The sequence below is a fragment of the Nocardiopsis sp. FR4 genome (genome assembly GCF_009830945.1).
Taxonomy (GTDB): Bacteria; Actinomycetota; Actinomycetes; order Streptosporangiales; family Streptosporangiaceae; genus Nocardiopsis.
The window spans coordinates 117,249-130,946 of the sequence record NZ_VWVV01000013.1 but is presented as its reverse complement, the minus strand read 5'-3'; the positions used below and the strand labels follow the sequence as shown (position 1 = coordinate 130,946).

The 13,698-nt window shown below is 71.1% G+C and carries 12 protein-coding genes and 2 pseudogenes; 4 read left to right on the top strand and 10 right to left on the bottom strand.

Annotated elements, in window-relative coordinates; translation table 11 throughout:
• The first annotated feature begins 632 nt into the window (after window positions 1-632).
• Window positions 633-2,276 carry a multicopper oxidase family protein gene (locus FYW95_RS14560; protein ID WP_201294867.1) on the top strand — a complete coding sequence of 548 codons (1,644 nt, stop codon included), beginning with the start codon at window positions 633-635 and terminating at the stop codon, window positions 2,274-2,276.
• Window positions 2,273-2,839 carry a hypothetical protein gene (locus FYW95_RS14555; RefSeq protein ID WP_160050423.1) on the top strand — a complete coding sequence of 189 codons (567 nt, stop codon included), beginning with the start codon at window positions 2,273-2,275 and terminating at the stop codon, window positions 2,837-2,839. Before FYW95_RS14560 ends, FYW95_RS14555 begins: the two co-directional genes overlap by 4 nt.
• A 417-nt stretch (window positions 2,840-3,256) precedes the next feature.
• Here FYW95_RS14555 and FYW95_RS28220 read toward each other — a convergent pair.
• A pseudogene (locus tag FYW95_RS28220) lies at window positions 3,257-3,538 on the bottom strand (hypothetical protein); the annotation flags it as partial.
• 94 nt (window positions 3,539-3,632) lie between these two features.
• Here FYW95_RS28220 and FYW95_RS14545 point away from each other — a divergent pair.
• Window positions 3,633-4,460 (top strand): alpha/beta fold hydrolase, encoded by an 828-nt coding sequence (locus tag FYW95_RS14545; protein WP_236567861.1) that lies wholly within the window; start codon window positions 3,633-3,635, stop codon window positions 4,458-4,460.
• A gap of 102 nt (window positions 4,461-4,562) precedes the next feature.
• Window positions 4,563-4,769, top strand: a pseudogene (locus tag FYW95_RS28920) (hypothetical protein); the annotation flags it as partial.
• A 719-nt stretch (window positions 4,770-5,488) separates the two neighbouring features.
• On the opposite strand, the gene FYW95_RS28210 reads toward FYW95_RS28920, so the two are convergent.
• The 9 genes from FYW95_RS28210 to FYW95_RS14495 all read right to left on the bottom strand — a co-directional run bounded on the left by FYW95_RS28210 (window position 5,489) and on the right by FYW95_RS14495 (window position 13,626).
• The gene (locus tag FYW95_RS28210; RefSeq protein WP_159943362.1) at window positions 5,489-6,208 is read right to left on the bottom strand and encodes a hypothetical protein; all 720 of its coding nucleotides are present in this window, start codon (window positions 6,206-6,208) and stop codon (window positions 5,489-5,491) included.
• A 38-nt stretch (window positions 6,209-6,246) separates the two neighbouring features.
• On the bottom strand, window positions 6,247-7,023 hold the full coding sequence (locus FYW95_RS14530) for an SDR family NAD(P)-dependent oxidoreductase (protein ID WP_159943361.1): 777 nt from the start codon (window positions 7,021-7,023) through the stop codon (window positions 6,247-6,249).
• A gap of 21 nt (window positions 7,024-7,044) precedes the next feature.
• A complete protein-coding gene (locus FYW95_RS14525; RefSeq protein ID WP_201294863.1) occupies window positions 7,045-7,566 on the bottom strand; it encodes a vitamin K epoxide reductase family protein in 522 nt (173 codons plus the stop codon).
• Between the two features lie 182 nt (window positions 7,567-7,748).
• Window positions 7,749-8,225 carry a hypothetical protein gene (locus FYW95_RS14520; RefSeq protein ID WP_159943359.1) on the bottom strand — a complete coding sequence of 159 codons (477 nt, stop codon included), beginning with the start codon at window positions 8,223-8,225 and terminating at the stop codon, window positions 7,749-7,751.
• A gap of 66 nt (window positions 8,226-8,291) precedes the next feature.
• Complete coding sequence (locus FYW95_RS14515; RefSeq protein WP_159943358.1) at window positions 8,292-9,455, bottom strand: IS701 family transposase; 1,164 nt, start codon at window positions 9,453-9,455, stop codon at window positions 8,292-8,294.
• 588 nt (window positions 9,456-10,043) lie between these two features.
• Window positions 10,044-10,763: a Crp/Fnr family transcriptional regulator gene (locus FYW95_RS14510; protein ID WP_159943357.1), complete on the bottom strand. Its 720-nt coding sequence runs from the start codon at window positions 10,761-10,763 to the stop codon at window positions 10,044-10,046.
• Window positions 10,764-10,799: 36 nt separating this feature from the next.
• Complete coding sequence (locus FYW95_RS14505; RefSeq protein ID WP_160050422.1) at window positions 10,800-11,234, bottom strand: hypothetical protein; 435 nt, start codon at window positions 11,232-11,234, stop codon at window positions 10,800-10,802.
• A gap of 204 nt (window positions 11,235-11,438) precedes the next feature.
• Window positions 11,439-12,218 carry a class I SAM-dependent methyltransferase gene (locus tag FYW95_RS14500; protein ID WP_159943355.1) on the bottom strand — a complete coding sequence of 260 codons (780 nt, stop codon included), beginning with the start codon at window positions 12,216-12,218 and terminating at the stop codon, window positions 11,439-11,441.
• Between the two features lie 25 nt (window positions 12,219-12,243).
• Window positions 12,244-13,626, bottom strand: coding sequence for a dihydrolipoyl dehydrogenase family protein (locus FYW95_RS14495; protein WP_201294862.1), 1,383 nt, complete (start codon window positions 13,624-13,626; stop codon window positions 12,244-12,246).
• Window positions 13,627-13,698: the final 72 nt, after the last annotated feature.

Genomic DNA, 13,698 nt, shown 5'->3' with positions numbered 1-13,698 from the left:
GACGTCGAATCTCGTCACACCTGAGGCAACCGCGTTCAGCGGGCCGGTGCGAGGACGCGGTCCTCGCACCGGCCCGCTCTCCTGTGCCCCTGTCTTCGGCGACCGGTCAAAGAACGCTGGAGCGGCAGCCTCCGACACGGGAAGCAAAACCCCGCATTACCCGCACCGCCCCCGCACGCCTTTCGCTTTCGATCGAAGAAAGCACGATGCGTTATTTATGCGCGCATCTGCCAGGAAAATTAACCTTTTTTCCAGAAGGGTGAGACGGGACGGGAGAGCGGGTCGGCCGTCCGCCGCGCGTTTCGGAGGCAGGCGGGTTTCTCCGAAACGCGCAATCCCCACCCAACTCCGTGAGCACCACGACACCCTGTCCGTCTGTCATCAGGGTGACACTTTGCATAACCGAGTGCTCCTCTCGCGCGGCCGCCCTGGCCAATCGGCGAGATCCCTCGCAGTGTCAGGGCGATGACACTTCCGTCGGAACACCCTTCCTTTCTCACCTCCGCTTTGACCAGTGAAAACACAGAATCGCCAGCACGGACGCATGCGATGGGGGCGCACCCTCCTCCACCTCCTGCTAATACTTACCGAGACTTTCTGATCACTTTGTGTGCTCACAAGGAGGGTGGGGCATGCGGAGGAGGAACGCGCTGCTCGCGGGCGGCTGCCTGCTGACCGGAGCCGCGCTCACCGCGCTCGGCGTACTGCCACGGGCACGGGACAGCGAACTCATGGCGGGGTCCGGCGGTTCGGGTGGGCAGCCGCTACGGGACCTACCGGAGTTCCGCAGCGAGAACGGTGTGCTGGAGTACGACCTGCGCGTGGCGCCGGAACACCTCAGGATCGGGGACCTGCGGGTACACGTGGAGACCTACAACGGGATGCTGCCCGGAGCGGTCCTGCGCATCCGACCGGGCGACACGATGCGCATCGACCTGCACAACCACATGGTGCCCATCGGCGTACCGCTGAACGCGGCACCGCCGGTGTGCGCCGCGCGGCCGGGCGAGAACGCGGGAGGGGCGACGGAGTGCCTGCACGCGGTCGGCAAGGTCGCCGAGGGGGAGACCCTCGTGCAGGTCATGACGTCGACGAACCTGCACACCCACGGACTGCAGGTCTCCCCCGAGGACCCGGCCGACAACGTGTTCCTGAAGCTGGGCCCCGGCGAGAGCCACGCGTACGAGTACCACGTCCCCGACGACCATCCGGCCGGACTGCACTGGTACCACCCGCACTCCCACGGCAGCACCTCCCACCAGTCGTGGATGGGGCTGTCCGGGCCGATCGTGGTGGAGGGGGACATCGACGAGGTCCCGGAGGTCGCCACGGCGCGGGAGCGGATCATGGTCATCAACGCCCTGTGGCTCAGCGAGTCCGACGGTGAAGTGCCCACCGCGGTCGTCGTCCCCAGCGCGGGCGAGGTCCCCTTCAGCTCGATCCCCGCCGTGCCCACGAGGATGGTCTTCCCCGTCAACGGCCAGCTACAGCCGGACATCACCATCCGCCCCGGCGAGACACAGCGCTGGCGGGTCCTCAACGCCGCCCCGCACCGCGCCATGTGGCTGCACGTCGAGGAGCACCCGCTGCACCAGATCGGTCAGGACGGCATCCCCTTCGGCCGCACCCGGCGGGTACCCGCCATCATGCTCTCCTCGGCCAACCGCGCCGAGTTCATCGTCAGGGGCGGCTCGCCCGGCCGGTACCGGGTCTTCGCCCGGGCGTACGACCAGGGCCACCCGGGGGGCGAACGCGCCACCATCGAGCTCGCCAGGCTCGTCGTCGAGGGCGCGACCGCCGACGGCGTGGTCCCCGACCGCCTGGTGGACCCGCCCAGGATGCCCGACCAACCGGTGACCCGGCGCCGCACGCTCACCTTCAGCGGCGACATCTCCGGCCACCACGGGATGGGGGTGCGGTTCTACATCGACGACCAGCTCTTCGACCACCACCGCGTCGACCAGGAGGTCCGCGCCGGAACCGTCGAGGAGTGGCGACTGGTCAACGAGGACGTCTTCCAACACCCCGTCCACATCCACGTCAACCCCTTCCAGGTGGTGGACGTCAAGGGCATCCCCGCCGGTGACACGTCCTGGCAGACCGATCCCGAGATCTGGTGGGACACCGTCCGGTTGCCGCCCAACGGCGAGGTGACGATCCGCACCTACTTCCGCCCCGACATCACCGGTAAGACCGTCTTCCACTGCCACATCCTGCCCCACGAGGACAACGGAATGATGGGTGTCCTGCTGATCACTGACGGGAAGCACGAGTGAGGAAACCGTCCCCCGCCATGGCCCTGGCCGCCACGGTCACGCTCGCCGCCTCCCCCGCCAGCGGCGCCGTCCTGGACTCCGAACCGGACTACCTGTTCACCCAGCAGCACCGCGACGCCCTGTACTGGTGGAACGGCACCTGGCTGCCGCAGACCCTGCCCTCGGGATCACACATCCAGATCCAGCTTCCGGCCACCCCCGTGCACTGGGAACCTGATCTCGGTCCCGGGTGCCGACCGACCCCGGTGCCCCCTCTGCCGGAGGGAGTCGACACCGTCGCGGGCATCGAGGTGCCCCTGGAAGCTCTGGAGGGGATCGACCTTCCCCTCGGCGGAGAGGTCACACCGCTGGGAAGGGAGGAGTTCCCCAACGAGGGCCGCAACATGGGGAACTCCTCCACCATCGAAGCCTTCGACTTCCAGGTCAGCGGTACCGGGGTCGTGGCGATCTGCCTCAACCCCGACCCCCCGAACCAGGACCCCCGGGAGATGGGTTTGCCGGCCGGACCGACGGACTACGTCCTCACCCTCCTCGTGGGAGTGCCGCAGACCGACCTGTTCTGACACCGCACAGGACCGACACCACCGGAGGTCGCCCGGGGGAGGGAACCGCGCTACGCGTGCTCCCTCGCCGGTTCACTCCGCCCGGGCGCCTGGCGACGTGTGCCGTCCCCGTGCCAGGGGGGCGCCGCGGCCAAGGCCATCAGCTCAGGCCGCGCGACTCCCGCGGCCGCGTACCGGCACCCGACGGGAAAAGGCTTCCACTCCCAGGGCGCTCACGGCCAACCGCCGCTCCAGCAGACACTGCGGCAACGCTGCGGCACCGCTGGGCAGCGTGAACAGGAGGACCCCGTCTCACGTAGCACACCCGCGAACCACACGGATAACAGGTACGCGCACCCCCGCCTCTCCGAAACCGTCCCCAGCGGAGACAGCCCGTTGGGTGGTTGGGGGAGGGTGCCGCCACGGTGGTCTGTCGGATCACAACCCAAGGCGCTCGATCGCTTTGAGGTAGGCCTCGCTGTAGGTGGGGAACTGGGCGATGCCGTCGAGCAGGGTGTCGATCGGGATCTGGGCGCGGATGACCAGAGCGGCCTGGTGGATCCACTCCCCGGCCAGCGGTGCGACGGCCCAGGCTCCGACGAGGAGGCGGCGGTCGCGGTCGGCGACCAGCTCGCCCAGCCGCGGTTCCTCGCGGTCCAGCAGGCGCGGGCCGCGCTGGACGATGGTGACGCGGGTTCGCATACGGGCCAGGAACTGGCCTTGGGCCCATGAGGAGAACCGGCTGCGGCAGGAAGACTTCATCGAAGCCACGACACATCCGGTTAGGGCACGGACGCGCGGGCAGGGGGTGGTGATGATGGAGTCACACACGGTTTCGGTGGACGGTGTTCCCGTGCGCTGGGAGGAGACGGGTCCGGGACCCGCGACCGCGGTGGTGCTCGTCCACGGCATCCCCACCTCCCCCAGCCTGTGGCGCGACGTGGTCACGCACGTGAAGGCCGCGCGCTGCCTGGCCTTTGAGATGGTGGGTTACGGCGAGAGCGTCCCCGCCGGTCAAGGCCGCGATATATCCGTGTCCCGCCAGGCCGACTACCTTCTGGGATGGCTGGAGGCGATCGGTGTTGAGCGCGCCGTTCTCGTCGGCCACGACCTCGGCGGCGGAGTGGCGCAGATCGCGGCGGTGCGGCGACCGGGGAGCTGCGCGGGCCTGTTGCTCACCAACGCCATCGCCTACGATTCCTGGCCGATCCCCTCGGTGAGGGCGCTCCAGCGTTCGGGGAGACTCCTGGAGAAACTGCCGCCGACGGCCCTGGGGCCGCTGCTCGCCTCCCTCATCGTGCGCGGCCATGATGACCTGGCCACGGCATGGCGCTCCTACCACGTGCACTGGCGCCACTACGCGGCCCATGGCGGGGCGGCGCTGGCTCGCCAGGTCCAAGCCCTCGACGTGGAGGACACGCTGGCCGTAGGCGAGGCGCTGCCCCGTCTGCGGGTGCCCACCCGAGTGGTGTGGGGAACCGCTGATCGGTTCCAGAAGCTTTCCTACGGCGAGCGACTCGCGGCTGTTTTGGACGCTCCACTGCTGCGCATCCCTGGCGGGCGCCACTTCACTCCCGAAGACCACCCGGGCCTCATCGCAGCAGCCATCAACGACCTCGTCCGTACGGTCAGGGCAGGGTGACGCAACTGCGCTGAAGGGAGGCCGCTCCGCGCAAGGCCGTAAGGGGCCGTGGGAACCGCCGTTCGTGGCGTTGAGACGCACCGGGCCGTGGCCTCGGCCTGAGTGAGTCGCCGATCAGGGGTACGGGCTTGCGGGCCCGCGCCCAAACCCGGCGTCCTGCACCTGGTCGACAAGGTGCTGCGCGTCTACACCCCCACCGTGCTCACCGTCTCCGCTCTCGCCCTGGTCGGCTGGATGGCCGCGGGCTGGCTGCTGTCCGGGGAACCCGACGTGCGCCGCGCGGTCTTCGCCGCCCTGGCCGTACTGGTGATGGGCCACCCCTGCGCGGTGGGCATCGCCGCACCACTGGCGATCGTGCGCGGCACCGCCGCCGACTCCGGCATCGTCATGCGTACCGGGGGAAGCCTTCCAGACCTTCCCGCTGGTGCGCCGCATCGTGCTGGACAAGCCCGGGACCCTGACCCAGGGTTCGGCCGAGCGTCCGTGGTGTGGAGGCCGTCGACGGCGACGAGCGGCACCTGCTGCGCCGGGCCACTGCTGCGGAGACCCCTCCGAACACCCCTTGGCCCGCGCTGCCGTGGCCCAACGCCTCCCCTCGGCCGCCTGCTCACGCGTCGCCGCGTCCCAGGGTCCTGCCTGCGGGACCAGGGCCGTATACGTGAGTCGGTACCGAAGGAACCAGCTATGCACACGATCGTGGGCGCTGCGGTCAAGGCCGCCGGGATCAGCGCCCAAAGCCGTCCGGTCCTGGGAGTCCGAAGAGCTGCTGCCCGGCGCACCGGGGTCGGTCACCGTCTCTTCACCACCACCGCCCACGGCCGGTCCGGGCGTGGGGCGCGGCCACCAGGCCCCACGGAGGCTGCACGTGATGGCTGCGTTCGCCGAAACGGCTGCCGCTCCACCGGTGTCCGCGGCCAACGCGGCGCCGCGAGCACATCCGTTCGCTACCCGGCGCTGCCGGAACCGAGGAAGCCGCTGCCTCGCCCGTGCCCCGTGCGAGAAGTGTCCGCGAGAGGCGCCGACGCGGTTCAGGCGCGGTCGTCGTCTCCCCTCACCATGTCCTTGGCCTTGCCGGCTGCCTGGTGGGCCATGGCGCCGGCGATCCCCGATTCGTCGGGATCGCCGGTCTCCTCCTCCGGCGGGGTGAACAACAGGCGCTCGGTGTAGGGAGCGGAACGGCCCATGGTGTGCGCGGCGGCGTTCTCCGCGTACACCGAACGGGCCTCCTCCACACTCCTGGCTCCCCGCACGATGTCGTGCATGAGGTTGAGCGTGAGGATGTTCATCGCCTCGGAGTCGCACCGGGCCGCGGCCTCGCCCGCCGTGCGGTCGGCCAGGCAGCTGCCGTCGAACCGGGCCAGGTCGCTGAAGCGCTCGACCGGAACCCGGTAGTCGACGTACTGGGTGAGGAAGTCGGTGTGCGCCGTCGGGAAGTGGTGGACGATCTCGTCCCGGGTCAGCAACGTCCTCCTCCACGGACCGTTGCGGTACCACAGCAGCCTGGTCGGAGTGGCCTCGTTCGGCGCGCCGTACTGGTCGAGCATCTGTCCCGCGACCTTCTTGGGACCGGCTGGCCAGTCCGCGACCAGGGACCGCACCTCGCGCAGGTCCGTGGTGAGGTCCCGACCCGCCTCACTTCCGCGCTCCCCGCGGAGCCTGTGCCTGAGGGCGTCGGACTTGGCGGCCCCCAGGGTGGCCATCCTTTCGCCGGTGCCGATGTCCTCTGGGCCGTGCCTTCGTGGTGACATGTCGTCCCGCCTTTCCTGGTCACCGTGCGACACGCCGTTCAGGCGCCCTGCCCGGTGTTCTGCATGAGGCCGCCGTCCATCACGTAGGTGGAGCCGGTCACGTAGTCGGCCTCCTGTGAGGCCAGGAAGACCGCCAGCGAGGCGATCTCCTGCGGCTCGGCGGCACGCTTCCACGGGATGCTCCGCACCTGCTCCTGGCGCACCTTCGGGTCGTCGACGGCCTCCTGGTTGAAGGGGGTCAGGACCATTCCCGGGGCGAGGTTGTTGACGTTGATGTGCAGCGGTGCCAGCTCCAGAGCCAGGGTTCGGGTGAGGTTGCGCAGGGCGCCCTTGCCGCAGTCGTAGTCGGCCGCGCCCGCACGCGGCTGCTCCTCGTGCACGGACGTGACGTTGATGATCTTGCCGCCGCCACCATCCTGCCTGCGGATGTTGACGAACCGGCGGCTGCACCAGAACGGCGCGTAGACGTAGGTCTTGATCCGTTCGTCGAACTCCTCGGTCGACAGGTCGGCGACCTCGGTGCCCGAGGCGTCCACACCGGCGTTGTTCACCAGGATGTGCACGGTGCCGAACACGGAGACGGCCTCGTCGAAGAGCCGCTCCACCTCGCCCTCGAGGCGCAGGTCGGCCTGGACGACGGTGCCGCGCCGCCCCTGGGCCTCGACCTCCTTGCGGGTCTGCTCGGCCCCCTGCGCGTCGTGCAGGTAGGTGATCACCACGTCCGCGCCCTCCTTGGCGAACCGGATCGCGGTGGCCTGCCCGATGCCGGAGTCCGAACCCGTGATGAGTGCGATCTTGTCGGTGAGCTTGCCCATCGCTCCTCCGTCCGTTCCCCTTCAGGGAAGTCGTTCCTGGTCAGTGTGGCTCCCGGGGGCGCTCGCACGGTGCCGGGCGAGCGCGGCCCGGGCCTCCGGCAGCGACGCGGGAACCATCGCGAGGTTGGCGATCGCCGCGAGAGTGCACCACGAGCACACGCGCCGGTGCCTGCTCACCTGTTCGGCGAACAGGATCAGCGACACCACCGCGTCCGCCGCGGCCTTGCCCGCCAGCGCCAGGGGTATCCATCGGCGATCGCGCGCACGATCCTCGCCGCCCATCCCCGCCAGCAGGAGGGTCAGCGCACTGCTGACCATGCCCAGGGCGGCGTCGGGCGTGGTGAGGACTCCGTAGGCCTCGCCGCTGGCGTCCACCCGGTCGGCGTCCAGGCCCGGAAGCCGGGGCTCCGGGACCCTCCGTAGCAGTCCGAACTGGTAGAGGGCGACGACGGTGTAGGCGCCGCTCGCCGTGAGCGCGAGGGCCGCGACGCGCCGCCGAGCGCGAACGAACGGTGCCGTTCCCAGCCGCAAGGCGTCGCTCACCCGTTCCCCGGCCGCCGACGAGGAACGGCCGATCCCGGTCGAGCGCGGGCGGAACAGCCTGGCAGGCGCTGCTGAGGGCCTCCTGCGAGGTGATGCGGATCGCATGGAGGCGCCACTACCCGAGGCACCGCCCCGTACACGCGGAAAGCAGGGCACACCTCGGGCGCGGTCGTGCAGGGGCCTCAGGAGGTACTGTCGGACAACTCGTAGGCCAGCGCGGTGGCCAGTCCGAACGACAGATGCGGGACGATGTCAGAGACCCATGACTCGGCCGACCACTCGCGGGGATCGGTGACCCCCAGCGCGGCCATCGGGGCGGTGCTGCCCACGTTGGCCGCGACACCGGCTCCGACCGCGAGCAGGGCGACCGGCAGCCTCGGCCAGCGAGAACGCGCGGCACCGTAGAGCATCCCCGAGGCCACCCCCGTGGCGATCCCGAGCAGGGGTCCGATGCCAGAGCGACGGTTGGCCTCCTCCTCGGAGTCGTTCCCGGCCTCGGACAGCCTCGCCCCGGTCAGCTCCTCCAGTTTCCGGATGGTCGTTTCCGGAGTCGTGCTGGCCGGTCTGGCCCGCAGCGCCATGTCCAGGTAGGTGACCGTGTTGAGTGCCGTGGTCCCCGCGGCCCCGGCCATCGCGCCGCGAAGCAGGTAGTGGGTCATGGCCTTCCCCCGCACGTCGGTTTTGTGCACCTTGTGGTGGGACTCCCCTATCCGCGATGGAAACCGTCAAACCGGGAGTGGGAGCGGCCCTTTTGCCGGTGGCACTCTCAGGAGGCGCGGCAGGAGAGCTTGGCCACGGCGCGGGCGAAGGCCTGGGCGACTAGTTCCAGCCCTTCGGCCCCAGTCAGATACGGGCACCAGGTCTCGGCCGTGTGCTCCACCGTCATCCCGGCCTGCACCGCGTAGACCGCGACGGCGATCACGCCGGTCCAGCACGGCAGCACCCCCTGGAACGCGTCCAGGACCTGGTACAGACTCAGACCGACGCCGATCCGGGTCCAGCCTGCGCAGGGTCAGGAACGTCTGCGCCGTGCTGACCAGGGTGACATGGTGGTACCAGCCCCGACAGGTCCGCCCCTCGTAGCGGTCCAATCCCAAACCGCGCTTGGGCTCGCGGTAGTCGTGCTCGGTCCGCCACCGGATCTTGGCCCACCGCGCCAGGTGCCGCGACACGATGTCGGCGGGCAGGCTGGACAGCCAGTAGTCCGTGGGCACCTCCTCATGGGGCGGCCACCCGGCGATCAGCGTCTCGACCGGCAGCACTCCATCCCCGGCCGGCCGTCCGCCCGCCCGGGTCAGAGCAGCCCTGCGGGCCGCGACCCCTGCCGGACGCACTTCCATGACCAGGAACCGGCCCCGCAACGCCCCCCGTGACCCCTGCCGCCACGTGCACCTGCGCAACGCGGTGCGCCCCCGCTCCAGGACCAGGTCCTTGAGTGAGCGGGCCAGGGTCCGGTAGCGCGGTTGCGCTGGGCGAACCGCACCGCCGACCCGTTCGGGTGCCTCGGGCACCGCATGTCCGGGGTGGGCGTTCAGGCCACCGCGTACCGCGATCACGTAGTCCACACCGCGCTCGGCCAGAGCGTCGCGGAAGCCGTGGATCTGCCCGTACCCGGCATTGGCCACCACCACCCGGTCCCGCAGGTGCCAGGAGCGGACCTGGTCGATCATGTCCAGGGCCAGCCGCCACTTCTCGCGGTGGCCGATGCGCTCGGGCATCCCGCTCTCGGCCCGACACGGATCATCCGGGTCCGCCCACTCCTTGGGTGGGTAGAGCCGCCAGGTCAGCGGCATCGAGGCGGCGTCGATGACCGCGTGCAGGCTGACCACGCTCTGGCACACCGCCTGCTTGCCCAACGCGCCGCACCACTGGTGGGCCGCAACGGACACCAACCGCGCACCGCCCTGAGGACGGTGTTCCACACCGATCCCGAGGTTCGGGCCCTGGACCTTCACACGCCGAGCAAGGAGTTCGGGCTGCTGCCCTCGATGGGGTCGGATCGGGGACTGCTACGACTGTCGGCGGACGGCATAGTCGTCGGCGCCTCCATGACGCTGCTGAGCAACGCCCGAGCGGCCAACGCCATGGTCGCCACCCCAAGATGTGGTCGAGGGTCATCAACGTGTGACCGGGTTTCGCGCTGATCGGTGCATACGAACTGCACATGGGTGACTTCCGTGCGGCCGCGAGAGGCGTACGTGGTGTTGACGCAGCGGGTACGCATCTCGAAGAGGAAAGCGAGAGCGAGGACGAAGCGAGGGGACTTCATATGTGAGTGAAGCGGCCCCTGGGGACTCAGCTGTCTCCAAGGGCCGGGACGTCAACTGACAGCCCCACGCACCGAACCACACCGCGCGGTTGATGATGTATCCCGGGCCGACCGGTGATGTGTGCTTGGTCGGGCAGCCCCTGATCGCGGGTTGGGGCCACCGCGACCAGGATCATGAGGATCGAACGCGGCAGCGCCGATCCCGAAGTCAGGAGCCCGTTCCCTGTCGCACGGGCTCCACGGTGGAATGAAGGCCCCCGTCGGCGAAAAGGGCCAGCCCCGGCCGGTCCAGCACCAGAAGCCTGCCCCGACGAGGGCGCAGCAGACCCCGTTTGGCGAGTTCGCTCAGAGCCCTGGTGGTACGCTCCCTCGTCGTTCCGGTCAGGCGGGCCAGTTGTTCGTGGGTGAGACGGACGGTGATGGGGCCGTGCCCGGATCCGACCGGGTCGACGAGCGTGCACAGGGTCGTCGCGGTCCGCTCGGCCACGCTCTTGTACATGGTGTCGGCCAGGCGCTGTTCCAGGTCGGCCAGCCGGGCACCGAGCTGTTCCGCGACACGCAGGGCCGCGCGCGGGTTCGACAGCAGCAGATGCCGGACGTCGTCACGGCCCATCACGCACAGCAAGCCGTCCTCCACCGCCTCGGCCCAGCTGCCGCCCATGCGCAACCCGAGCCACGGCATATGACCGAACACCGCGTCGGGTCCGGCGATCGCCGTGGTGACCGTCCTGCCGTCCTCAAGGATCCGGTAGAGGCGTACGCGGCCGCGTTTGACGACATAGAGCGCCTCCACCGTTTCGTGTGGGGCCCGCACGACCTGCGCGGTGCGCAGGGGACGTGCGGGGGCCCGGGCGGCGAACCGGTCCATCTCCGCTGGGCTGAGGTCCTGGAACAGGGCCGTCTCGGAAAGGCACCCGTAGTCAGCCACGGCGGTCCCGGGTCGTGGTCGTCGTCTCGTTCACCCCTAGACCTCGCGGCGGCTCAGGGCGTAGAGCACCAGCGCGGCCACCAGCCCGTAGACGAGATGGCCCATCAGGCTCATCATCGCCGCCTGGTCCATGGGGAACAGCGGCATCCCGAGCGCCGCGGGCATCAGGACGAGCCCGCCGAGCACCCACCACGCCAGACCGTAGGCCAGACCCGCGGCCAGGACCGGCAACAGGCGGTCGGCGAAGGCCCCGGCCAGGACGCCGAACCCCAGACCGATGGCCGCGGAGATCGCCAGGTGCACCACCGCCCCGACCGCGGGGCTCTGGCTGCCCACCAGCATGGCGACCATGGGGAGCATTCCCGCCGTCGCCATGAGGATCCCGAAGACGGCTCCGCCGGCGAGTCCCGCCACCACACCCCGCCATGCGTGGGTGAGCGCGTGGGAACGGGCGTGCGCGATCGTGGACATGCTTGTTCACCTCCCACCCCGAGCCCGCCTGCACGGGCCCGGCCCTCGTGCCTCCCGAGCGGTCCCCGCGCGGGAGGCACCGGCCGTTCGCCGTGTACGAGCAGCCGTTTCCCCCATTCGACCACCGTGGTCCGATACGTCAGGGGCGCTGTGTCATCCGTCTGACACTTCCCCCGGCCGTTGCGGGGCCGGCGGGGTTTCCGGTCACGGCGCCTCGGGGAGGCGGGCGACGACGCGCCGCAACGGCAGCGGCAGGAGGCGTCCGGGCCGGGCCCACGACGCGAGCGCGCGCTCGGCCGCCTCCAACCGCCCGGCTCCCGTGTCGGGCAGGTACAGGGCCCGCACCAGGAGCGAGGCGCGGTCCGGGTCGCTCACCGAGAGCCGCAGCACGCGCCGTTCGTCGGACAGGACCGTCCAGCCACGTGATCGCAGGAGTCGCGCCGCGCCCTCGCACGCCTGCGGGTTGGGCCAGGACAGGCGGGGCGTACGCAGGGAGTACAGCACCCGCGCCCAGCCCAGCAGGCCGCGGGTGGGCGGGAACGGGCTCGCCGGGACGAGCGCGGCCATCGTCCCGCCCGGACGCAGAACGCGTTCCACCTCCCGAAGGACGGTGTCGAGCGGGGTGAGGACCTGTAGGGACATCGCCGCGCACACCGCGGCCACGGACCGGTCCGCCAGGGGCAGCGCCGCCGCGTCCGCCCGGACGAGCGGGCGGCGGCCCGCCGCGGCCGCGCACGCCAGCTCCGAGCCGGAGGCGTCCACTCCCACCCAGCGCACGGCGGGTAGTTCGGCGCGGGTGGGGGCCGACCCGCAGCCCAGGTCGAGGACCGGACCGGGTGACGGGCACAGCGGTTCGGCCAGCCAGGAGTAGGGGCGGCCGTCGCTCAGGCCGAGGAGCCGTTCGGTGACCGCGGGCCGCTCCGCGTGGAAGTCCGCGAGGTAGCGCTCCCATCGGTAGCCGTCCGCGTTCCCCGCTCCCGGCATCAGCGCCCCTTCCCTTCCATGGCCGTCAGAGCCGGGACCCGTCCTGGTCGACCGGCCGGGCGACGCGCCCGCCGTACCCGCCCACGAACTGGGCGGCGGCCTGTTGGACGCCGACCGCGTAGGTGGGGTAGGCGTGCACGGTCTGGGCGAGGCGCCCGGTGAACATGCCGGTGCGCATGGCCAGGGCCAGTTCGTGGACCATCTCTCCGGCGCGTTCGCTGACGATGGTCGCTCCCAGGACACGGCCGCCGCCCGTGTCGCCCAGGAGCCGGCGGGGTCCCGCGATGATCTTGACGAACCCGTCCGTGCGTCCGGTCACCACAGCGCGGTCGACCTCGTTCAGGGGGAGGTAGGCCACCCGGGCGCGCGGGTGTGTCCGGGCCGCCTCCCGTTCGGTGACGCCGACGTGGGCCACCTCCGGATCGGTGAACGTCACGCGGGGGATGACGGAGTCGTCCAGGCGCGCGGGCGGGCCGCGGCGCAGAGCGTTGCGCGCGGCGACCCGGCCCATGAGGTGGGCGGCGTGGGTGAGCGCGACGCGGCCGGTGACGTCACCCGCCGCGTAGACCCGGGAGGGCGAGGTCGTGGCCAGGCAGGCAGAGGTCACCACCGCCCCGCGCCGGTCCAGGTCCACCTGTGCGGCGGCCAGGCGCAGCGATCCCGTGGTCGGTCGGCGTCCCACCGCGACCAGGACCCGCTCGGCCTCCACCCGGCCTCCGTCGGCCAGCTCCAGTACCGCCGTGCCGTCCGTGCGGGAGGCGCCCGAGACCTCAGCCCCGGTGCGCACCCCGATCCCCTCGGCGGCGAAGCGGGCGGCGAGGACCCCGGACGCCTCGGGGTCCTCGTTCGGCAGCAGCCGGCCGGCGGCCTCCACCACGGTCACCGCCGTGCCCAGGCGCGCGAAGGCCTGGGCGAGCTCGCAGCCGATCGCCCCGCCGCCCAGGACCGCCAGGCTGCGCGGACGCCGGCGCAGGGAGAAGACGGTGTCGCTGGTCAGCGGATCCAGACCGCGCAGTCCGGGCACTGGCGGCAGCAGCGGGGCGCTTCCGGTGGCGATCACGACGCGGTCGGGGGTCAGCACGCGGGTGCCGACCTCCACCTCGTAGGGGGAGAGGAACATGGCGCGTCCGCGCACCACCTCGATGCCCTCGCCGGTCAGGGCCGCCTCGTTCTCGGTGGCGGCGACGGTGTCGACGGCACCGCGGACCCGCCGCATCGCGGCGGTGAAGTCCTCGCCGCGCGCGGCGGCCTCGATCAGGGCCTTGGAGGGCACACAGCCGGTGAAGGTGCAGTCGCCGCCGGGCGGTCCCTCGGTCACCAGGGTCGGGCGGGCCCCCGCCGCCACGGCCGTGCGGGCGGCCGACAGTCCGGCGCTACCGCCGCCGATCACCAGCAACTCTCTGCTCACCGTGGCCCTTTCGAAGCGGATGTCGTCCCGTGGCCCGGACGGCGGTGCCGCTTTCCGGCCACGGCCATGTCC

Coding starts and splice junctions, on each gene's coding strand:
- FYW95_RS14560 (WP_201294867.1), top strand. CDS start 633: ATGCGGAGGAGGAACGCGCTGCTCGCGGGCGGCTGCCTGCTGACCGGA.
- FYW95_RS14545 (WP_236567861.1), top strand. CDS start 3,633: ATGATGGAGTCACACACGGTTTCGGTGGACGGTGTTCCCGTGCGCTGG.
- FYW95_RS28210 (WP_159943362.1), bottom strand. CDS start 6,208: ATGTCACCACGAAGGCACGGCCCAGAGGACATCGGCACCGGCGAAAGG.
- FYW95_RS14530 (WP_159943361.1), bottom strand. CDS start 7,023: ATGGGCAAGCTCACCGACAAGATCGCACTCATCACGGGTTCGGACTCC.
- FYW95_RS14520 (WP_159943359.1), bottom strand. CDS start 8,225: ATGACCCACTACCTGCTTCGCGGCGCGATGGCCGGGGCCGCGGGGACC.
- FYW95_RS14505 (WP_160050422.1), bottom strand. CDS start 11,234: ATGTCCACGATCGCGCACGCCCGTTCCCACGCGCTCACCCACGCATGG.
- FYW95_RS14500 (WP_159943355.1), bottom strand. CDS start 12,218: ATGCCGGGAGCGGGGAACGCGGACGGCTACCGATGGGAGCGCTACCTC.